The sequence below is a fragment of the Lolliginicoccus lacisalsi genome (assembly GCF_014841105.1).
Classification (GTDB): Bacteria; Actinomycetota; Actinomycetes; order Mycobacteriales; family Mycobacteriaceae; genus Lolliginicoccus; species Lolliginicoccus lacisalsi.
Genome location: NZ_JACYWE010000011.1, coordinates 1 through 20,861, shown reverse-complemented (window position 1 = coordinate 20,861; position 20,861 = coordinate 1). Strand labels below are relative to the sequence as shown.

At 65.6% G+C, this 20,861-nt stretch carries 15 protein-coding genes; 2 read left to right on the top strand and 13 right to left on the bottom strand.

Going from position 1 to position 20,861, the window contains the following annotated elements; genetic code table 11:
• Nucleotides 1–35: 35 nt before the first annotated feature.
• Nucleotides 36–839, bottom strand: coding sequence for a TIGR03084 family metal-binding protein (locus tag HT102_RS15170; protein WP_192040295.1), 804 nt, complete (start codon nucleotides 837–839; stop codon nucleotides 36–38).
• Nucleotides 840–1,063: 224 nt separating this feature from the next.
• Between HT102_RS15170 and HT102_RS15165 the strand changes: the two genes are divergently transcribed.
• The gene (locus HT102_RS15165; RefSeq protein ID WP_192040294.1) at nucleotides 1,064–1,561 is read left to right on the top strand and encodes a SixA phosphatase family protein; all 498 of its coding nucleotides are present in this window, start codon (nucleotides 1,064–1,066) and stop codon (nucleotides 1,559–1,561) included.
• A gap of 23 nt (nucleotides 1,562–1,584) precedes the next feature.
• Complete coding sequence (locus tag HT102_RS15160; protein WP_192040293.1) at nucleotides 1,585–2,331, top strand: acyl-[acyl-carrier-protein] thioesterase; 747 nt, start codon at nucleotides 1,585–1,587, stop codon at nucleotides 2,329–2,331.
• A gap of 113 nt (nucleotides 2,332–2,444) precedes the next feature.
• Here the strand turns inward: HT102_RS15160 and HT102_RS15155 are convergent, their stop codons facing one another.
• The 12 genes from HT102_RS15155 to HT102_RS15100 all read right to left on the bottom strand — a co-directional run bounded on the left by HT102_RS15155 (nucleotide 2,445) and on the right by HT102_RS15100 (nucleotide 20,817).
• Nucleotides 2,445–6,398 carry a DNA-directed RNA polymerase subunit beta' gene (locus tag HT102_RS15155; protein WP_192040292.1) on the bottom strand — a complete coding sequence of 1,318 codons (3,954 nt, stop codon included), beginning with the start codon at nucleotides 6,396–6,398 and terminating at the stop codon, nucleotides 2,445–2,447.
• Between the two features lie 165 nt (nucleotides 6,399–6,563).
• A complete protein-coding gene (rpoB, locus tag HT102_RS15150) occupies nucleotides 6,564–10,037 on the bottom strand; it encodes a DNA-directed RNA polymerase subunit beta (protein WP_192040291.1) in 3,474 nt (1,157 codons plus the stop codon).
• A 387-nt stretch (nucleotides 10,038–10,424) separates the two neighbouring features.
• Entirely contained in the window at nucleotides 10,425–11,129 is a 705-nt protein-coding gene (locus HT102_RS15145; RefSeq protein ID WP_192040290.1) for a hypothetical protein, read from the bottom strand.
• Nucleotides 11,130–11,211: 82 nt separating this feature from the next.
• Nucleotides 11,212–11,895 carry a hypothetical protein gene (locus HT102_RS15140; RefSeq protein ID WP_192040289.1) on the bottom strand — a complete coding sequence of 228 codons (684 nt, stop codon included), beginning with the start codon at nucleotides 11,893–11,895 and terminating at the stop codon, nucleotides 11,212–11,214.
• 123 nt (nucleotides 11,896–12,018) lie between these two features.
• Nucleotides 12,019–13,278 (bottom strand): MCE family protein, encoded by a 1,260-nt coding sequence (locus HT102_RS15135; protein WP_192040288.1) that lies wholly within the window; start codon nucleotides 13,276–13,278, stop codon nucleotides 12,019–12,021.
• Nucleotides 13,275–14,456, bottom strand: coding sequence for an MCE family protein (locus HT102_RS15130; RefSeq protein ID WP_333473490.1), 1,182 nt, complete (start codon nucleotides 14,454–14,456; stop codon nucleotides 13,275–13,277). The genes HT102_RS15135 and HT102_RS15130 overlap by 4 nt, the downstream gene beginning before the upstream one ends.
• Before the next feature lie 95 nt (nucleotides 14,457–14,551).
• Nucleotides 14,552–15,793, bottom strand: coding sequence for an MCE family protein (locus HT102_RS15125; protein ID WP_192040287.1), 1,242 nt, complete (start codon nucleotides 15,791–15,793; stop codon nucleotides 14,552–14,554).
• Nucleotides 15,793–16,788, bottom strand: a complete 996-nt coding sequence (locus HT102_RS15120) for an MCE family protein (RefSeq protein WP_192040286.1) — start codon at nucleotides 16,786–16,788, stop codon at nucleotides 15,793–15,795. The genes HT102_RS15125 and HT102_RS15120 overlap by 1 nt, the downstream gene beginning before the upstream one ends.
• Nucleotides 16,785–17,864, bottom strand: a complete 1,080-nt coding sequence (locus HT102_RS15115) for an MCE family protein (protein ID WP_192040285.1) — start codon at nucleotides 17,862–17,864, stop codon at nucleotides 16,785–16,787. The genes HT102_RS15120 and HT102_RS15115 overlap by 4 nt, the downstream gene beginning before the upstream one ends.
• Complete coding sequence (locus HT102_RS15110; RefSeq protein WP_192040284.1) at nucleotides 17,861–19,204, bottom strand: MCE family protein; 1,344 nt, start codon at nucleotides 19,202–19,204, stop codon at nucleotides 17,861–17,863. Before HT102_RS15110 ends, HT102_RS15115 begins: the two co-directional genes overlap by 4 nt.
• A complete protein-coding gene (locus HT102_RS15105) occupies nucleotides 19,201–20,061 on the bottom strand; it encodes an MlaE family ABC transporter permease (protein WP_192040283.1) in 861 nt (286 codons plus the stop codon). The genes HT102_RS15110 and HT102_RS15105 overlap by 4 nt, the downstream gene beginning before the upstream one ends.
• A 3-nt stretch (nucleotides 20,062–20,064) precedes the next feature.
• A complete protein-coding gene (locus tag HT102_RS15100; RefSeq protein WP_192040306.1) occupies nucleotides 20,065–20,817 on the bottom strand; it encodes an MlaE family ABC transporter permease in 753 nt (250 codons plus the stop codon).
• Nucleotides 20,818–20,861 lie beyond the last annotated feature (44 nt).

The following is a 20,861-nucleotide window of genomic DNA, read 5'->3' as shown; positions in this document are numbered from 1 at the left end:
TTGCTTCAGGTGTGCGACGGAGTCATGGATGTGGCCTACTGGCTGCTTGCGGGCGGCCTGCCATTGCCTGGAGGGCCCGCGAAGGCCTGCGCGATCCCGAGCCAGTGGCGCGCGTCCTCACCCTCGGCGCTCAGGTCGACGTCCGCGATGTTGCGGCGCTGGGTGACGAGGTAGCAGAAGTCGAGCGCTGTCCCGGTGACGCGCTGCGCGGCATCCTCGGGGCCCCACGTCCAGGTCGCGCCGTCCGGGGCGACGAGCTCGACGCGGAACGGCTCGGCGGGAGGGGTGAGCTGATTGAGCGCGTAGGCGAAGTCACGGGCCCGGACGCCGATGTGGGCGACGTGCTTGATGCGCGCGGTGGGCTCTGGCGCTGCGCCGATGGTGTCGGCGATGTCGAGGCCGTGCGCCCAGGTCTCCATGATGCGCGCGCTGGCCATGGACACCGGGTTCATCGGCGGGCCGAACCAGGGGATCTTGTTGCCGGGCTCGACTGCTCGCAAGGCCTCTGAGAGCTCGTGCCGGCCCGCGCGCCAGGTCTCGAGCAATTGCGCGGGAGGGATGCGCGCCCATTCCTCAGCGGCCTCGTCGACGAAGCCCGTAGGATTGCTCCAAGCCTCGGTGACGAGTTGCTGAAAGGCCTCGGGATCGGTGGCGGCTTTGATGGAGGCGGCATCGGTCCAGGCGAGATGGGCGATCTGGTGGGCTATGGTCCAGCCCTCGGCGGGCGTGGGCCGCGACCATTGATCGGGCGGCAGGCCCGCGACAAGGGCCTCGAGGGCGTCGCCCTCGGCGTCGAGGTCGTCAACGACCTCGGTGACAAGACGGGTGGGATCGGACATGGGCTCGCTTCCGGATCGGCCGAGTTATGTGAGACAAGAGTGACAGCTCGCCGATAAAGAAGCAAGCATGCATGATTCTTTTTTGGTGTGTATTGCCTGAGAATCCCGGATGCGCGACACCGCCACCACGGCCCCGCGGCACGAGCAAACGGTTTGAGCACGATCCGGATACGTCCACGCCGCTCCCCCGCGCCCCGTCGCCCACCGCACTACGGTTGCCGATCATGGACACCGGCCGCACCCTGATCTTCCTGCGCCACGGCAAATCCGCCTACCCACCGGCAACGAGCGACCACGACCGCCCCCTCGCCGACCGCGGCGAGCGCGAGGCAGCGCTCGCCGGCGACTGGCTGCGCGAGCATGCCCCCCGCATCGACCTCGTCCTGTGCTCCACCTCCCGCCGCACCCGGGACACGCTCGCCGCCGCGAGGATCGACGCTCCCGTCACGTTCGTCCCCGAGCTCTACGGCGCCGACGAGCAATCCATCATCGAGGAAATAGGACTCGTCGAGCCCAGCATCCAGGCCATCCTCGTCATCGGGCACTGGCCCGGCATCCCGGACGCCACCCTCTACCTCGCCGCCAACGACACCGGCGAGGCCGCAGGGCGCATCCGGGCCAAATACCCCACCTCAGCCCTCGCGGTGCTCACCACCAAGCACGACTGGGACAAGCTCGCCGCCGGTTCCTGTACCCTCGTCACATTCCACGTCCCGCGCTGAAACCGCACGACTCCGAGGAATCCATGTTCGACGCACGCCTGGCACCGCTCCCCGACAGCCCCCACGTCTTCCGCACCTCCTGGCCCGTCCGTGCCGGCGACGTCGACCGCAACACATCGCTCCGCCGCGACGGTGTCGCGCGCTACCTCCAGGACGCCGGCTTCGACCACCTCGACCACGTCGAGGCACGCGGCGAGCACCCCATCTGGGTCGTTCGCCGCACCGTCATCGACATCATCGAGCCCATCACGTTCCCCGATACCGTCACAGTGGAGCGCTGGTGCTCCGGAATCTCGAGCCGCTGGTGCACCATGCGGGTCCGGCTCTCCACCCCCACCGGCGGCCTCATCGAGACCGAGGGATTCTGGATCAACCTCAGCCCCACCAGCGGGATGCCCACTCGCATCACCGACGGTTTCGAGAAGATGCTCGGCTCCACCGCCGAGACGCAGCGCCTGCGCTGGCGCTCCTGGATAACCGAGACACCCCTCGAGCGTGACACCCGCGCCGCCTTCCCCATCCGCGCCGTGGACATCGACCTGCTCGGCCACGTCAACAACAGCATCTACCTCCAGGCCGTCGAGGAAGTCCTCCACCACCGCCCCGAGCTCCAGTCCGTTCCCACGCGCACTGCCATCGAGTACCTCGCGCCCATCCCGCCCGACGCCGAGGTCGAGCTCGCCATCCGCCAGGACGAGAAGGCATTCATCACCTGGTTCACCGTCAACGGCAAGACCAGCGCCCAGGCCAAGGTAGCGCCACTCGACTAGGTGCCCTGCGCATCGGCGCAGGCATAGGACTGCCCCGCCGCCCCGCCACCCACGACAAAGCGATGCCCGCTCCCGGATGATCCGGAAGCGGGCATCGCTGCTATGCCTGGCTCCTAGCGCATGTCCTGGAATCCGCCGAAGTCATCGAGCGGCACCGCGACACCAGAGCTGGTCCCGAACGCATCGGGGCTGAAGTAGGTGTCGTCGTACGAGGTGACAGCGAATGCCGCCTCGCGCGCCTCCTCGGTCGGCTGGACCTGGATGTCCCGGTACTGGGCGATGCCAGTTCCGGCCGGGATCAGCTTGCCGATGATCACGTTCTCCTTCAGGCCGATGAGCTTGTCGCTGCGACGGTTGATCGCCGCATCGGTGAGCACCCGGGTGGTCTCCTGGAAGGAAGCCGCGGACAGCCACGAATCGGTGGCCAGCGACGCCTTGGTGATACCCATGAGCACCGCGCGGCCCGAGGCCGGCTCGCCACCCTCGGACACCACACGACGGTTCTCCGCCTCGAACTCGGCGCGCTCGACGAGCGAGCCGGGCAGGAACTCGGTGGAGCCCGAATCGATGATGGTGACGCGACGCAGCATCTGCCGGATGATCACCTCGATGTGCTTGTCGTGGATCGACACGCCCTGCGACCGGTAGACCTCCTGCACCTCGTTGACGAGGTGGATCTGCACCTTGCGGGGCCCGAGGACGCGAAGCACCTCGTGCGGATCCGCAGAGCCCTCGAGCAGTTCCTGCCCGAGCTCGACACGATCACCGTTGGCGAGGATGCGCTCCACGCCATCGGCATGCTTGAACCGGGCCAGGCCCTGCCGCTTGGGCAGCTTGTCGATGTGCACCTCGTCGCTGCCATCGTCAGGAGTGACGATGATCTTGAAGAAGCGGTCATCGTCCTCGATGCGCACGGTGCCAGCGGACTCCGCGATCGGGGTCCTGCTCTTGGGCACGCGGGCCTCGAACAGTTCCTGCACGCGGGGCAGGCCGCCAGTGATGTCGTCACCGACACCACCCTGGTGGAAGGTACGCATCGTCAGCTGGGTGCCTGGCTCACCGATGGACTGGGCCGCGACGATACCGACGGCCTCGCCGATATCCACGAGCTGGCCAGTAGCCATCGACCGGCCGTAGCACATCGCGCACACACCAGTGGCGGTGGTGCAGGTCAGCACCGAGCGGACCTTGACCTTGGTGATTCCCGACTCGATGAGCTTCTCGATCGCCGGATCACCAAGATCGTGGCCGCGCTCGACAACGACATTGCCGTTCGCATCGAGCGCATCGGCCGCGAGGGTGCGGGCATACGCGCTGGTCTCGACATGCTCGACCTGGATCAGGCTGCCGTCCTGGGTGTGCTCCGCGATCGGGATCTCCAGGCCGCGGGAGGTGCCGCAGTCGACCTCGCGAACGATGACGTCCTGCGAGACGTCCACGAGACGACGGGTCAGGTAGCCCGAGTCCGCCGTGCGCAGCGCGGTATCGGCGAGGCCCTTGCGGGCACCGTGGGTGTTGATGAAGTACTCGAGCACGGTCAGGCCCTCGCGGAACGAGGACTTGATCGGCTGCGAGATGAACTCACCCTTCGGGTTGGTCACCAGGCCCTTCATGCCGGCGAGCGACCGGATCTGCGTCATGTTGCCCGCGGCTCCGGACTTCACGATCATCGGGATCGGGTTGTCATCCGGGTAGTACGCCTCGAGCGCCTTGCCGACCTCGTCCGTGGCCTGCTTCCAGATCTCGACGAGACCGTCATGGCGCTCATCGGAGGACAGCTTGCCCCGCTGGTACATCTTCTCGAGGTTCGCGGCCTTCTGGTCGTACACCGCGAGGATCTGCTCCTTGTCCGGCGGCACGAGCACGTCGGACATGGCTACCGTCACGCCCGAGCGGGTTGCCCAGTAGAAGCCGGCGTCCTTGAGCTTGTCCACGGTCTGCGCGACGACGATCATCGGGTAGCGCTCGGCGAGATCGTTGATGATCACGGCCTGCCGCTTCTTCGGCATCACGTCGTTGACGTAGTAGTAGTCGCGCGGCAGCAGATCGTTGAACAGGACCCGGCCCAGGGTGGTGGTGGCGATCCAGGCGTCACCGAGCTTCCAGCCCTCGGGGAACAGCTCCCGCTCGTCGTCCTTGGTGGGGCGACGATGGTTGAGGCGGATCTTGACCATCGACTGCAAGCCGAGCTCGCCACGATCGAAGGCCATGATCGCCTCCGCCGGCGAGGCGTAGACGCCCCGCTCCGGCACATCCTTCGCGGCTGCCTTGTACTGGCCCTTGCCGTCCTCCACGAGGCGGGTCAGGTGGTACAGGCCGGTCACCATGTCGAGTCGCGGCATGGCGAGCGGGCGGCCCGAGGCGGGCGAGAGGATGTTGTTCGACGACAGCATCAGCACGCGGGCCTCGGCCTGTGCCTCCGAGGACAGCGGCAGGTGCACGGCCATCTGGTCACCGTCGAAGTCAGCGTTGAACGCCTCGCACACGAGCGGATGCAGCTGGATGGCCTTGCCCTCGACGAGGATCGGCTCGAACGCCTGGATACCGAGGCGGTGCAGGGTAGGCGCACGGTTGAGCATCACGGGATGCTCGGAGATGACCTCTTCGAGGACCTCCCAGACCTGGGTGCGCTGGCGCTCGACCGCCCGCTTGGCGGCCTTGATGTTCTGCGCGTGGTTGAGATCCACGAGCCGCTTCATCACGAACGGCTTGAACAGCTCAAGGGCCATCAGCTTGGGCAGGCCGCACTGGTGCAGCTTGAGCTGCGGACCGACCACGATGACCGAGCGGCCCGAGTAGTCCACACGCTTGCCCAGCAGGTTCTGGCGGAACCGGCCCTGCTTGCCCTTGAGAAGGTCCGACAAGGACTTCAACGGACGGTTGCCCGGCCCGGTGACCGGACGGCCACGACGACCATTGTCGAACAGCGCGTCCACGGACTCCTGCAGCATGCGCTTCTCGTTGGCGACGATGATCTCGGGAGCCCCGAGGTCGATGAGCCGCTTCAACCGGTTGTTGCGGTTGATGACGCGCCGGTACAGGTCATTGAGGTCGGACGTGGCGAACCGGCCACCGTCGAGCTGGACCATCGGCCGCAGCTCCGGCGGGATCACCGGTACGGCGTCGAGAACCATGCCGCCGGGCGAGTTGCCCGTCGACTGGAACGCGGCCACGACCTTGAGCCGCTTGAGGGCGCGGATCTTCTTCTGGCCCTTGCCGCTGCGGATGACCTCGCGCAGGATCTCGGCCTCGCCCTCGACGTCGAACGTCTCGAGCAGCTTCTGGATGGCCTCGGCCCCCATGCCGCCCTCGAAGTACTGGCCGTAGCGGTCCTCGAGCTCGCGGTAGATCAGCTCGTCGACGATGAGCTGCTTGGGCGCCATCTTGGTGAAGACGGTCCAGATCTCCTCGAGACGATCGATCTCGCGCTGCGCGCGGTCACGGATCTGGCGCATCTCCCGCTCGGCGCCATCCTTGACCTTCTTGCGGATATCGGCCTTGGCGCCCTCGGCCTCGAGCTCGGCGAGGTCGCTCTCGAGCTTCTGCGCGCGCTCGGCGAGATCAGCGTCGCGCTGATCGGCCACGCCCTTCTTCTCGACGTTCATCTGCGCCTCGAGGGTGGAGAGCTCGTTGTGACGCATCTCGTCCTCGACGTGGGTGATGACATACGCCGCGAAGTAGATGATCTTCTCGAGATCCTTCGGCGCGAGATCCAGCAGATAGCCAAGACGGCTCGGCACGCCCTTGAAGTACCAGATGTGAGTGACCGGCGCGGCGAGGGCGATATGCCCCATGCGCTCGCGACGCACCTTCGCGCGGGTTACCTCGACACCGCAGCGCTCACAGATGATGCCCTTGAAGCGGACGCGCTTGTACTTGCCGCAGTAGCATTCCCAGTCCCGGGTGGGGCCGAAGATCTTCTCGCAGAAGAGTCCGTCCTTCTCGGGCTTGAGGGTGCGGTAGTTGATCGTCTCAGGCTTCTTGACCTCACCGTGCGACCAGGCCCTGATGTCGTCCGCGGTGGCCAGGCTGATGCGGAGTTCATCGAAGAAGTTGACGTCTAGCACGTAACTTCCTTTCCCCGTAAGGGTTATTGGCCTCGCAGGCTGGATACGTTCCCCGGCCTGCGAGGCCGGACTGCAATACCTTGTTCAGCTAAAGCACCATGACGCGTGTCCGCGACGGGCGCCGGAGCGCCACCGCATCCGGGGACGCGGTGGCTATCGCCCCCATCAGATCGCGCGGCTGTTCATCCCGAAGCTCGCGGCGGTGCGCTCGATGTCGTCGTCATCGCTGTCGTGCATCGAGATCGCGGCGCCATCCGAGGACAGCACCTCGACGTTCAGGCAGAGCGACTGGAGCTCCTTGAGCAACACCTTGAACGACTCGGGGATGCCTGGCTCGGGGATGTTCTCGCCCTTGACGATCGCCTCGTACACCTTGACGCGGCCCACCACGTCGTCCGACTTGATGGTGAGCAGCTCCTGCAGCGTGTAGGCAGCACCGTAGGCCTGCATCGCCCAGCACTCCATCTCACCAAAGCGCTGGCCACCGAACTGGGCCTTGCCGCCGAGCGGCTGCTGGGTGATCATCGAGTAGGGCCCGGTCGAGCGCGCGTGGATCTTGTCGTCGACCATGTGGTGCAGCTTGAGGATGTACATGTAGCCGACCGCGACCGGGTACGGGAACGGCTCGCCCGAGCGGCCATCGAACAGGTTCGCCTTGCCGTTCGCCTCCACCATGTGATCGCCATCGCGGTTGGGCAGGGTGGAACCGAGCAGTCCAGCGAGCTCGTCCTCCTTGGCCCCATCGAACACCGGGGTAGCGGTGCGCGTATCGGGCTCTGCCTCAAGGACCTCCTGCGGCAGCTTCTCCGCCCAATCGGGCATGCCGTTGGCGATGTCGACCTTCCAGCCGGACTTCGCGATCCATCCCAGATGGGACTCGAGGACCTGGCCGATGTTCATTCGGCGGGGCACGCCGTGGGTGTTGAGGATGATATCGACCGGGGTGCCGTCGGCCAGGAATGGCATGTCCTCGGTGGGGAGGATCTTGCCGATGACGCCCTTGTTGCCGTGGCGGCCAGCGAGCTTGTCACCATCCTGGATCTTGCGCTTCTGCGCTACGTACACGCGCACGAGCTCATTGACACCGGGCGGGAGATCGTCGTTGTCCTCGCGGGAGAAGACCCGGACACCGATGACCTTGCCGGGCTCGCCGTGCGGCACGCGCAGCGACGTGTCGCGGACCTCCTTGGCCTTCTCGCCGAAGATCGCGCGGAGCAACCGCTCCTCGGGGGTCAGCTCGGTCTCGCCCTTCGGGGTGACCTTGCCGACGAGGATGTCGCCATCGCGGACCTCCGCGCCGATGCGCACGATGCCGCGGTCGTCGAGATCAGCAAGGACCTCATCGGCGACATTGGGGATGTCGCGGGTGATCTCCTCGGCCCCGAGCTTGGTGTCGCGCGCATCGATCTCGTGCTCCTCGATCTGGATCGAGGTGAAGGTGTCCTCCTCCACGAGGCGCTGCGAGATGATGATCGCGTCCTCGTAGTTGTGGCCCTCCCACGGCATGACCGCGACGAGCAGGTTCTTGCCGAGCGCCATCTCGCCCTGGTCGGTGCAGGGACCGTCGCCGATGACCTGGCCGATCTCGACCCGCTGGCCCTCGTCAACGATCGGGCGCTGGTTGATGCAGGTGCCCTGGTTCGAGCGACTGAACTTGCGCAGCTGGTAGGTGCGCCGGGTCCCGTCGTCGGCCCTGATCGTGATGTAGTCGGCCGAGACCTCCTCGACCACGCCTGCCTTCTCGGTGAGGATCACATCGCCCGAGTCATACGCGGCGCGCAGCTCCATGCCGGTGCCCACCAGGGGCGCCTCGCTGCGGAGCAGCGGGACAGCCTGGCGCTGCATGTTCGCGCCCATGAGCGCACGGTTGGCGTCGTCGTGCTCGAGGAAGGGGATCATCGCGGTAGCTGCCGAGACCATCTGCCGCGGCGAGACATCCATGTACTGGACCTCGTCCGCCGCGACGAACTCGACCTCGGAGTCGCTCGCGGCCGGGGGCCGCACGAGGACCTGCTCATCGACGAACCGCCCCTGCGCGTCGATAGCCGAGTTGGCCTGCGCGATGTTGAAGCGATCTTCCTCGTCCGCGGTGAGGTAGCGGATCTCGTCGGTGACAACGCCACCCTCGACCTTGCGGGAGGGGGTCTCGATGAAGCCGAACGGGTTCACCCGCGCGTAGACCGAGAGCGAGCCGATCAGCCCGATGTTCGGGCCTTCCGGGGTCTCGATCGGGCACATGCGGCCGTAGTGCGAGGGGTGGACGTCACGGACTTCCAGCCCCGCGCGCTCACGGGAGAGGCCACCGGGGCCCAGTGCCGACAGGCGCCGCTTGTGGGTCAGGCCCGACAGCGGGTTGTTCTGGTCCATGAACTGCGACAGCTGGGAGGTTCCGAAGAACTCCTTGATCGCCGCGACCACGGGCCGGATGTTGATCAGGGTCTGCGGAGTGATGGCCTCCACGTCCTGGGTGGTCATGCGCTCGCGGACCACGCGCTCCATGCGGGACAGGCCGACCCGGATCTGGTTCTGGATCAGCTCGCCGACGGTGCGCAGGCGACGATTGCCGAAGTGATCGATATCGTCGGTGCGGACCGTGACCTCGACGTCGTTGACGCTGGTCATCAGGGTCTCGCCGGCGTGTAGGCGAACGAGGTACTCGATGGTGGAGACGATGTCCTCGTCGGTGAGCGTCGTCGTGGCCGGATCAATGGCCAGCCCGAGCTTCTTGTTCACCTTGTACCGGCCGACCCGCGCGAGGTCATAGCGCTTGTCCTTGAAGAACAGGCTATCGAGGAGGCTCTCGGCGCCCTCCTTGGTGGGGGGCTCGCCCGGGCGCAGCTTGCGGTAGATATCAAGCAACGCGTCATCGGTGCCTGCGGTGTTGTCCTTCTCGAGAGTCGACATCATGATCTCGGAGAAGCCGAAGCGCTCGCGGATCCGCTCGTTGGTCCAGCCACGCGCCTTGAGGAGCACGGTGACGGGCTGGCGGCGCTTGCGGTCGATGCGGACGCCGACGGTGTCGCGCTTGTCGATGTCGAACTCGAGCCAGGCACCCCGGCTCGGGATCACCTTGACGCTATAGAGGTCCTTCTCAGTGGACTTATCGCGGGTCTTGTCGAAGTAGACGCCCGGCGAGCGAACCAGCTGGGACACCACGACACGCTCGGTGCCATTGATGACAAAGGTGCCCTTGTTGGTCATCATGGGGAAATCGCCCATGAAGACCGTCTGGCTCTTGATCTCGCCCGTCTCGTTGTTGATGAACTCCGCGGTCACGAACAACGGCGCCGCGTAGGTCATGTCCTTTTCCTTGCACTCCTCGACGGAGGCCTTGACCTCGTCGAATCGCGGGTCGGTGAAGGACAACGACATCGAGGACGCGAAGTCCTCAATGGGGGAGATTTCCGAAAGCACGTACTCAAGACCGCTGGCGGTGGCGTCCTCGCCGCGGGCAGCTGCGCGCTCGCGCCAGCTTTCCGCGCCGATCAACCATTCGAATGAATCCAACTGAAGGTCAAGCAACCCAGGGACTTCGAGGGGTTCGCGAATCTTCGCGAAGGAGACCCTATGCGGAGCTCCGGGAATGCCGGCCACTGAACTGGTCTGGCGGGAGACTGCCAAGATGCGTCCTTCCAGCACCTCACGCGCGCCGCCCGGCTCGCGGACGGCAAACGCTTTCGTCTGCTTTGCTGAGTGATTGAGTCCGCTGGAGGCAACCCGAACGAACCCCTCAACTCACGATCAGACGAGACGAAGCACGATCGAGGGACGAGTGGTGTACAGGAGGCAGCCAGCGCAACGTCCAACGATAGACGATCGGCGCTGAGATGTCGAATCCCACGCAAAAATAGTCGACACTTGTCGAGTCGCGTCGACAGGCCGCATCCCGGAGCGTCCGGCAAGGCCCGGCGCTCCCCAGCCACGCAGTGCTGCTGGTACGCGAATAGCGCAATCCAGGCACTGCCGACTGCCTATCGAGATCGTACCCAATCAGAGGCGATAACGCAGCCCCGGCGAATGTGAGCCCTACCGCTCGATGATCGCATCGACGAGCCACTCCCCGTCGACCTCGACCAGTTCCAGTCGCAACGGCCCCGAAGCCTGGTCAGCCGCGCCATCGGACCTCACGGTGCTCACCGCTGTCAGCACGAGCACCTCGGCCTCGCCATCGCTCAGGGACACCACGCCAGCGCGCGGAACGGTGGTCTCCACCACCGCGCCAAGCTGGAGCGCCACGTCCTGGGTGACTCCGATGGTGGAATCGTAGTTCTCCCGCATCGAGTCAGTCAGGTACCCGCGAGCAGCTTCAAAGTCTTCCTCGAGCGTCTCGTGGCTATAGCTGAAGATCGCCTCGACCGCCTCGACGGCACGAAGCTTGACCTCCCGCGTCTCGCCCGCATCCACGAAAGCTCGATTTCCAGAGCCCCCGTCCGCAGCGGAGCTGGCGCCGGCGAGCGCGCCCACGCCACGGGTTCCGGCAAGAACCCCCGTCGCGATCGCCGCGACGAGCGCGAGCACAACGACGAGCGCGATGAGCCAGCGGGGCGTGCCCTTGGTCGTCGCGGGACCGTCGTTCCTCGCGCTGCCAGAAGACTGGTCCGTCCCCTCCGTCGCAGCTCGCGCGCCCTGGGCTTCCGCGTGCTGCTCGGTCCGGGAGCGATTGTGACCGGCGATCCGGGGGCGGCGACCACGTTCCGGCCGTTGCCCGCCCGCGGTATTGCGTCGCACCATGATGACTACTCTCCCTCGATGAATCTGCGGCGGTCAGGCGCGCTCGCGATCAGCGCGCCACGGTCAGCGATAGCGAGCACGCTCACTCACCCTCCTCGGGCTGTGGCGCCTCGCCACCTTCCTGCTGCGGAGCGCCGTCCTCCGGCTGCGGGGCGGGAGCCTCGCCCGGCACGGCCGGATCCTGCTGCGCGTCCCCCTCGCCCGGACCGCCAACGATCGGGGTCGAGAGAGCCACGTAGTCCGAGGCCGACACCAGCCACTTGCCATCAACCTTGGTCATCGTCATCCCAGCGATGACGCGCTGGACGACGTTCCCCGTATCAGGGCGCTCAGCGGTCTGGTTGAGCACGGCGAACACCTCCGCGATGCCTGCTTCGGCATCGAACGACTCCAGCGCGATGTCGGTGACCTCGACGCTGATCCGTCGGCCCTCGGTGTCGCGGCCGAGCAGTGCTTCCTCCGCCTGGTCGATCTGGGCGTTGATGTCCTCGCCCGTGATCACGGTGCGGATCTCCTCGAGGGTTCCCTCGGGGTCATCCCCGTCGAGGGAGTTCATCGTGACGACGGCGCCATGCGCGGCGGTCAGCACCCGATCACGCTCCGTGGCAACGCCGCGCCCGTCGAACACCCCCCACCACACCCAGGCGAGCCATCCGATGGCCCCGATCAGCAGGACGGCGATCACCCCGAGGGCGATCGTCGCGCCGCTGTGCCTCTGTGGCGTATCCGTCTTGGTCCCGGATTCTGTGCCTTGCTTCTCACTCACGCGTTCACCGTACCTTCGCCGTGTGCCTGGCCCGAACTACCCATGCGGTTCTCAGGAAACCGCAAGCAAACACACATCTAGTGGGGCCCAGTCATTGCCCGGGCCCCACTAGATGGTGTCTTGCTAGCCGCCGTCGAGCAGATTGAGCAGTTGCGCGGTCTGCTGCGCGAACGGGTTGAGGTTCGCGGTATCGGGAGCGACCTTCGGGTTGTTGTCCCACGGCTGCACCGTGTTGGGATCCGCGTAGACCATCTTGTTGGACGTGCGCACGCCCGTCGGGTTGCCCTGCGGGGTGCGGCACCCGACCGTGGTGTCCCATTCCCAGTCAGCGTGCGTGCCGTTGTACACCGTGTCGATCGTTGGCCCTGCGGGCATTCGCTCGCGGGTGCCCTCGTAGCCGACCGTGCATGCTGGTGGATTATTGAGCTCGAAGACCAGCCCGAAGTGCGCGGTCCCATCGTTGGGCGCCACTGTGTAGGCCGCGGCACCGAGCGCGGGCAACGCCTGCAGCACCGGCCGCAGGTACATGCCCCGCTCGCCGAGCACCTCCGCGATGGGCGCGGTGTCGCTCAGGATCCGCGTCAGTGACGGTCCGCCACGATCGAGCAGCGCGCTCACGGCGTCGCTCGCGCTCGTAGACGTACCGATGATGCGCCGGATGTCCTGATCGCTTTGCTGCAACTGATCGGTGATCAGGCCGAGATCACTGGAGAAGGAACGGATCTCGTTCTGCTGCTCCGCCTGCGTGCGCAGGAAGATGCTGCCATCGCGGAGGAAATCCAGGACCTCTGGCATGGAGTCGTTCGCTTCCTCCGAGAAGGTGTCGAACGAGTCAATGATCGTCCCGAGGTCCTCTCCCCGTGCATGGAATACCGATGCGGTCTCCTCGACGACCTCGCGGAACTTCTCCAGCGGGATCGACTGCGACAAGTCATAGAGACCATCGAGCAGGCGGTCGACACGGACCGGCGCGGAGGACTTCTCGAACCCGATGACCGACCCCTCCTCGAGGTACGGCCCCTCCTCGGTCTCCGCCCGGAGGTCGAGGAACTGCTCGCCCGCGGCCGAGCGGTTGGCCACCACTGCCCGGGACGACGCTGGGATGTCCGGGCTGCTCGTGTTGATCAGCAGCTCCACGCGCGTGCCGCCATCGACCGGCTCGAGCTCGCCGATCAATCCGACCGGAACACCGCGGTAGGTCACCTCGGCGAGCGGGAAGATGCCGCCGGTGCCGCCTTCCTCGCCCATGTCGACATAGACGGAGAACTCGCCGAAGCCGATCAAGGTGTGCAACCGCGCGTACTTGGCGCCGACGAAAACGACGCCCACGACGGCGATCACCACGAACATGACCAACTGGATCTTGACAAAGCGAGACATCATGGCTGGCCGACCCCCAAGGTGTCGAGGAGTTCCTGGAACTGTCCGAGTGGTGACTCCACCGGCGCCCGCGCGGGCAACAGGTTGCCCAGCGGGATCAGCGGCGCGGTCCCCGGACCTGGCACCGGCCCGTTCCCGTTGACGTAGGGGTTGCTCGGGTCAATGACCGGTTGCGGCTGCCCGTACGGTGCGATGTACTGCGGCGGCGGCTGCCCGATCCCTAGGTTCTCCAGGGTATCGGCGAGCTGGAGGTCCACGGTGAGCCACCCATTGACCGCCCCGGCGAAGGAAGCTTCGATCGCGGTATCCGGGAACGGGTAGGTCGGCAGGATCGACAGCGCCTCGGGCAAGTCCTGTCCCGTGTTGGCGAGCGCTTGCACGATCGGGCGCAATGCCCGCAGGTCAGCGACAAGATCCTCCCGGACCGTGCTGATCACGTCCGAGCCGATGGTGCTCATTGCCTCGATCTGGCGGAGCGCCTCGATGAGCTGCGGGGTCTGCTCCGCGAGGATCTGTGTTCCGCGCGGGATCTCCTCGGCGATCGCGCTGATCTGGTCACGCTGGCCATCGAGACGCGCAGACATCACCTCGAGGTTGTCAAGAGCACGCTGGATCTCGCCTCGTTGGTTGTTCAGGCTGTTGACCAGTGTGTTCGTCTCCTGCAGCAGCGACTTGATCTGTGGCTCGCGGCCTCCGAAGGCCTTCTCGAGCTCATCGAGGATGGGCTGGATCTGTGCGACGCCGCCGCCATTGAGCAGCAGGGACAGTGCCCCGAAGATGTCCTCGATCTCGATCTGGACCCGGCTGTTGTCAGGTGGGATGTAGTGCCCGTCCTCGATCACTTCGGGGGACCTGTCCCCTTCCGGTGGCTCGATGGCAACGAACTTCTCTCCGAGCAACGCGGTCTGCTGGATGGAGATCACCGAGTTCACGGGCAGCTCGAGCCCCTCGCGCAGGCGAATCGAGATGATCGCGTTCCAGCCACCGTCGCTCAGGTTCACGTCGTCGACCATTCCAACGTTGACGCCGTTGACCTTCACCATGGTGTCGGGGAAGACCTCGGGCACCTGGTCGAACTCGGCGGTGACCGAGATCGGATCAGATCCGAGGTCCGCGCCGCCGGGCAGCGGAATCGTGTAGATGCCGTCCTCCAGCACGCAGCCAGTGGTCATCGCACCCACTGCCGCCAGGCTAGCGCCCAGGCCGATCAGTCGACCGGGCCGTCGCCGTGGCGTTGCGTTGCTGGTTCGTGGAGCGTTGCCCCTTGACGGATTGATCACCGTCCACCTCCGACCAGTGAGCGTTCGACATCAGTAAGCGCGATGGGTGCCTGGACGCCGGGAACCGTACCGGGGACCGGGCCAGCACCCTCGATGAGCTGGTTGCTCATGATGCCCAGCGGCAGGACCACTCCTGGGCTCCGAACCCCCGCATTGATCTGCTGGGCAAGGCCGTCGCATTGCTCGAGGATCGGTGCCATCTGCCTGCCGAGGTCAGCGAAGCGCTGATCACCCGGGTACAGGCGCTGCAGGTCGACCAAGCCGCAGACCGAGCCACCGAGATCCTGGAGCTCGAGCAGATTGAGTCGAGCGGCCAGCGTTCCGGATTCCGCGTCGTAGGCGTTCGCGAGGTTGCTGATCGCGAGCGGCGCGGTCACCAGGATCTCTCGGAGCGCGTCGGTCTCCTGCGTCAACCGGGAGGTCACCTGGGCAAGCCCGTCGGCGTTGGACGAGATCGCCTCGCGATTGTCGTTGACGAAGCGCGCGACGTCGTCGAGCGTGAAGGAGAGCTGGTTGATCGCGGCACCGACGTTTTCCCGCTCACCGGCGAGATAGTTGGTGAAGACCGCCATCTGCGTGTTGAAGTTGCGCACCTGGGTGTCGTTCTCGGCCAGCGCGGTCGTCAGTTCCTGCAGGTTGCGGATCGTTCCGAAGAAGTCCTCGCTGCCTTCCGAGAACGTCCGCGACGCCGCGGCGAGCTCAGTGATCGATTCGCCCAGTGCCTCGCCATTGCCGACCAGGTTTGCGTGGGAGGTGTCGATGAATTCCGACAGCGCGCCGTCCCGGTTTGCCCCATCCGAACCCATGGCCTCGGTGAACTCGGCCAGCGAGCGATAGATCTCATCAACCTCGACCGGGACGCGGGCGCGTTCCCGGGGGATCTCGGCGTCAGGCCCCTCCAGCGTCGGGCCGCCCGAGTAGCCGGGCGCCAGCTGGATGTATCGGTCCGAGATGAGGGACGGCGTCATCTGCAGGGCGAACACGTCAGCGGGAAGCTCGACGCCCCGATCGATGTTCATCTCCACGCGGACCTCATCACCCACGGGGGTGACGCTGGAGACCTTGCCGACCTCCATGCCCAGCACGCGCACCTTGGTGCCGCTGTAGATGCCAACGGTCGTTGGGAAGTGCGTGGTGATCTGCATCCCGGGGCGGAACAGCAGCCACCAGATGATGACCCCGACGAGGAGCACCACCACCAGGGCGCCCGCGATGAATCCGATGCCTTTCTTGGCCATCAGTTAACTCCCTCGGTGTTGATCGGGGCACGAACGCCTGGAACCTCAGGCAACCCCGGTGGCGTGAGGTTGACGATGGCGATATCGAACCAGCGACCGTTTCCGAGCGTGTCCGCGAAGACCCGGTAGAACGGCGCGAGCAGGTTCACGCCGCGCTGCAACGCATCCTGGTTGCGCACGAGGATGTCGGTGACTCCCTGGAGCTGTGCCAGCGCGGGGCCCATCTGGGCCTCGTTGTCCTCGACCAGGCCGGTCAGCTCGGTGGAGAGGTCCTGGCTCGACCTAAGGAGGATCGAGATCGCCTCGCGACGGATGTTGAGCTCCTGGAGCAACAGTCCCGCATTGGTGATCAAGCGGCTGAACTCCTCGTTGCGGTCCGCGAAGATCTGCGTGGTCTGCCGCGTCTCATCGAGGAGCCGCACGAGCTCCTCGTCGCGCTGCGAGATGGTCTGCGAGAGCCGCGTAACACCGTCGATGGCATTGCGCATGTGCTCGGGCGTATCGGCGAAGGCGTCCGAAAGCGTCCGGAAGGCGTCCGCTGCCTGCTCCATGTCGATCTCGCCCAAAGTCTCCGCCGCGTCCGAGAACGCCGGGATGACGTCATAGGGAGCATTCGTACGCTCCAGCGGGATCCGTTCGCGTGGATTGAGTGCCTCGGTGCCGCGTGGTTCGAGCGACACGAACTTCTGCCCAAGCACGGTCTTGATCTGGATCGAGGCCTCGGTGCGGTCGCCGACCCAGGTGTCCTCGACGCGGAGGTCGATGGCCACGCGGTCGCCCTCGAGAGTCAGGCCGGTGACCTCACCGACCTTGACGCCCGCGACACGGACCTCGGCACCAACGTCCATTCCCGCGGTCTCGCTGAACTCGGCGGTGTAGCTCTGCGCCTGGCCGTACAGCGGGACATCGTTGAGGAAGAACGCCGACGCCGTGGCCGCGAGGATCACGATGACACCGATAAAGCCGGTAATAGCGGGATTACGGTGCGTGGTCACTGGATACCTCCAGGTTGGCAGCGTGGCGAGGCATTGGTGTAGATCGGCTGGTTGAGCCGCGGGATGCCGCCGGGAACATTAACCGTGGAGGGTGCGCCCGGTCCGAGCATGATGTCGAGCCCGCACAGGTAGATGGAGAACCAAGAGCCGAGCGATGCCGTCTTGCCCACTCGCTCGAGCTTGACCGGCAGGTTCTGCAGAGCGGACTCGACCTCTGCGCTCCCCTCGTTGAGGTTGCCCGCGAGCTGCTCAACGCCTCCGATCGTGCCTTGGATCGACGGGCGGGACGATTCGAGAAGCGCGGACAGCTCGGTGGTGAGCACGGACAGCGAGTCGACCGCGCTGCCGATGGTCCCGCGGTCCTCCGCGAGGCCACTCACCAGGATGTCGAGGGAGGTCACCATTTCCTTGATGTCCTCGTCATGCTCGTTGACGCGCTCGAGCACGGAGTTGAGGTTCGCGATGACAGCTCCGATGACCTCGTCCTTGTCGGCGATGGCGTTGGTCAGGGTGCCGACATTCGCTACGAGCTGGGTGACGTTTGTCCGCTCGCCCTGGAAGATCTGGATGATCTGGTCCGCGAGCCGGTTCACGTCGTTGGGGTTGAGGGTCTCGAACAGTGGCCGGAAGCCATTGAACAGGACGGTCAGGTTGACGGCCGGCGTCGTGCGCTCCAGCGGGATCACATCGCCCGATTGCAGCATCTCGGACTCGTCCCCGGTGGTTCCCCTGGTCAGCAGTACGTAGCGCTGGCCGGCGAGGTGCCGGTATCGGATCGAGGCATCGATGTTGGAGGGCACCTCCATGCCATCCTGCAACTGGAACTCCACCTCGGCGATGTCACGCTCGGCACCCCGGGGCAAGAGGTTGATGGCCGTGACCTTACCGACGCGGATGCCCGCGATCCGGACCTCGTCGCCGACGGCGAGGGAGGTGACGTCGGTGAACTGGGCGGTGTACTTCGCGCCCGAGGTCGGAAGGTAGTTCGCGACGGCAACCGCGAGCACAGAGACGGCCATGATCGTGACCACGGCAAAGACAATCAGCTTGATCAGGGGTGCGGCGAGACTCTTCATCGAATGCTCACCTCCGCCCCGCGAAGTACTGGTGCTCCGATCATGGTGGTCCATCCTGGGATGTCGTCGGGCGCGATTCCGGTGCCCTGGCTGTAGATGACGCTCAGTGCATCGCGTTCCGCCGCGGAACCGGCGAGGTCCGGGCCACTCGTGCTCACCACGCTGGCCAAGGGATCTGGCAGTTCCTGCAGGTTCTGCGGCCCGGGGTTGCGCGAGGGCACGGGGTAGGTGCCGTCATTGATCGCGCCACCGGGGTACTGGCCGAAGTTGCCCTGGCCCGGCGGCACGGGCTGGTAGCAGACAGGGCCGCGAGTATCGAAGAGTCGTGGCTCGTCCTGGTTGGGGAGGTAACGGCCGCGCGGGTTCGCGAGCTCCACCGTCACCGAGAGGCCTGTGCCGCGATCCTCGAGCCCCGCGCCGAATGCGCGGTCGAGCCTCGGTTCGAGGTCAGCGAAGTAGCCGATGGCGCATCCGTAGGCCGGTGAGTACCGGGCAAGCATCTCCAGGGTCTCCCTTGAGTCCGAGGCGATGGTGATGAGGCTACCGCCGTTGGTGTTGAGGAAATCCGCGAGCTGGTTCGACGAACGGGTGAGCGATACCAGCATCGCATCGACGTTGGATCGTTCTTCGATGACCGTCTGGTTGGTGGTGCGGAAGGTATCGAGCGCGTTGATCAAATCCGGAAGGGCATCGGAGTAGGTATCGGCAAAAGTCGCGAAGTCCCGGACCGTTGCCTCGAGGTTGGGCTGCTCCGTATTGATGCTCGTCGCCATCTCCTGGAACCGGTCGATCATGACCCCGAGCTTGTCGCCGCGATCGTCGAAGGCCTGGTTCAGCGCGCCGAGAGTGACAGCGAGGTCCGAGGGCGGCACTGCCGTGAGCAGATCGTGGAACACGTCGTACATGCGCGAGGCGTCAATGACGCTGCCCTGGGTCGCCTCGGGGATGACCGCGCCCGCCTGGATCTCGCCCACCGGGTTCTCCGGCAGGATCAGGGCGACGTATCGCTCGCCGAAGAGCGTCTTGGGGGCGATGCGCGCGGTGACGTTCTCCGGGACGTACGAGGTCCGGTCCGCATCGATGGCGATCTCGATCTCCGCCTGGCCTCCGCCCGGGCTGATGCTCGTGCTGCGGACCTCACCGACGTCGACACCGTTGATCTTGACGTCGGCCTGGTTGCTCAGCGAGTTGCCGAGCGTTTCGACCATCACGGTCGCCTTGGTGACCGGCTTGAAGACCTTCATGAAGATCAGCACCGTCATCAGCACGAAAGTCAGGATCAGGACGAGAAAGATCAGTCCGACGAAGCGCAGCCTGTTTTTGCTGGGTGCAGCACTCATCCGGCAACCCTCACTGTGGTAGTCGTGCCCCAGATCGCGAGGCTCAGGAAGAAGTCAAGGATGGCGACGGTCACGATGACCGTACGCACTGAAGTACCGACGGCCACGCCCACACCAGCCGGGCCACCGCTGGCGTTATAGCCGTAGTAGCAATGCACCATGATGAGGACGAACGCGAATATCATCACCTTGCCGAACGACCACAACACATCCTCGGGTGGCAAGAATAGGTTGAAGTAGTGATCGTACGAGCCAGTCGACTGGCCATTGAGGTAGACGTTGATGGCTCGCGAGGCGAAGTACGAGGAGAGCAGGCCCACCACATACAGCGGGATGACGGCGATGAAGCCAGCCACGATGCGGGTCGTGACGAGGAACGGAAGGCTCGGTACCGCCATGACCTCGACGGCGTCGATCTCCTCGGAGATGCGCATCGCGCCGAGCTGGGCCGTGAAGCCGCAACCGACGGTGGACGACAAGGCCAGCGCCGCGATGATCGGCGCCACCTCACGGGTATTGATGTATGCCGCGATGAAGCCCGTCAGCACCGAGGCGCCGATCTGGTCGAGCGAGGCATAGCCCTGCATGCCGACGACCACGCCTGTGAAGGCGGACATCGCGATGATGACTCCGAAGGTACCCAGGATGACCGCGAGGCCACCGGTGCCGAAGGTCACTTCGGCGAGCAGCCGGGTGATCTCCTTCGGGTACTTCTTGATGGCGGCGGGGATCCAGGCGATGGCGCGGCCATAGAATGACAGCTGCCCGCCCAGGTCCTCGAGCGTATTGAGGGGTGCCTTGGCGACTTTCTTCGCGCGCCGCCCCATGACATCGAGGCGGCCCTTGGTTGCCGTCATGCCTTACGCCCCCTTCGGCGGGATCATCTGGATGTACACAGCGGTGAGGATGAAGTTGGCGAAGAACAGCAAGAGGAAACTGATGACCACGCCCTCGTTCACCGCATCCCCCACGCCCTTCGGGCCACCCTTGGGATTGAGGCCCTTGTAGGCGGCGATCACGCCCGCGATCACACCGAACACCATGCCCTTGACCTCGCCGATCCAGAGGTCGGGCAACTGCGCGAGCGCTGAGAACGATGCGACGTACGTTCCTGGAGTGCCGTCCTGCAGCATGACGTTGAAGACGTAGCCACCGCCCACGCCCACGACGGCGACGAGGCCGTTGAGCAGCGCGGCGACCAGGATCATCGCCAGCACGCGGGGCACCACGAGGCGCTGGATGGGGTCGATGCCCAGCACCCTCATCGCGTCGATCTCCTCGCGGATGGTGCGTGAGCCCAGATCGGCGGTCACGGCTGAACCAGCCGCACCGGAGACGAGCAGGGCGGTCACCAGCGGGCTTCCCTGCTGGATGACGGCCAGCGAGCTCGCGGATCCGACGAAGCCCTCGGCACCTAGCTGGCGGATCAGCGAGCCGGTCTGCAGCGAGACGATCGCGCCGAACGGGATCGCCACCAGCGCGGTCGGCAGAATGGTCACGTTGGCGATGAACCATGCCTGCTCGATGAACTCGCGGGTCTGGAACGGGCGGCGGAAGGTGTTGCGGATGACATCGACGAAGAGCTGGAAGATCAGCCCGGCCTGGCGGAGCATGCCCTCCGCGGCCTTTGTCACCTTGTTATCGCGCACTGCGCTGG

Coding starts and splice junctions, on each gene's coding strand:
- HT102_RS15170 (WP_192040295.1), bottom strand. CDS start 839: ATGTCCGATCCCACCCGTCTTGTCACCGAGGTCGTTGACGACCTCGAC.
- HT102_RS15165 (WP_192040294.1), top strand. CDS start 1,064: ATGGACACCGGCCGCACCCTGATCTTCCTGCGCCACGGCAAATCCGCC.
- HT102_RS15115 (WP_192040285.1), bottom strand. CDS start 17,864: ATGAAGAGTCTCGCCGCACCCCTGATCAAGCTGATTGTCTTTGCCGTG.
- HT102_RS15160 (WP_192040293.1), top strand. CDS start 1,585: ATGTTCGACGCACGCCTGGCACCGCTCCCCGACAGCCCCCACGTCTTC.
- HT102_RS15135 (WP_192040288.1), bottom strand. CDS start 13,278: ATGATGTCTCGCTTTGTCAAGATCCAGTTGGTCATGTTCGTGGTGATC.
- HT102_RS15105 (WP_192040283.1), bottom strand. CDS start 20,061: ATGACGGCAACCAAGGGCCGCCTCGATGTCATGGGGCGGCGCGCGAAG.
- HT102_RS15125 (WP_192040287.1), bottom strand. CDS start 15,793: ATGGCCAAGAAAGGCATCGGATTCATCGCGGGCGCCCTGGTGGTGGTG.
- HT102_RS15110 (WP_192040284.1), bottom strand. CDS start 19,204: ATGAGTGCTGCACCCAGCAAAAACAGGCTGCGCTTCGTCGGACTGATC.
- HT102_RS15145 (WP_192040290.1), bottom strand. CDS start 11,129: ATGGTGCGACGCAATACCGCGGGCGGGCAACGGCCGGAACGTGGTCGC.
- HT102_RS15100 (WP_192040306.1), bottom strand. CDS start 20,817: ATGCTCCGCCAGGCCGGGCTGATCTTCCAGCTCTTCGTCGATGTCATC.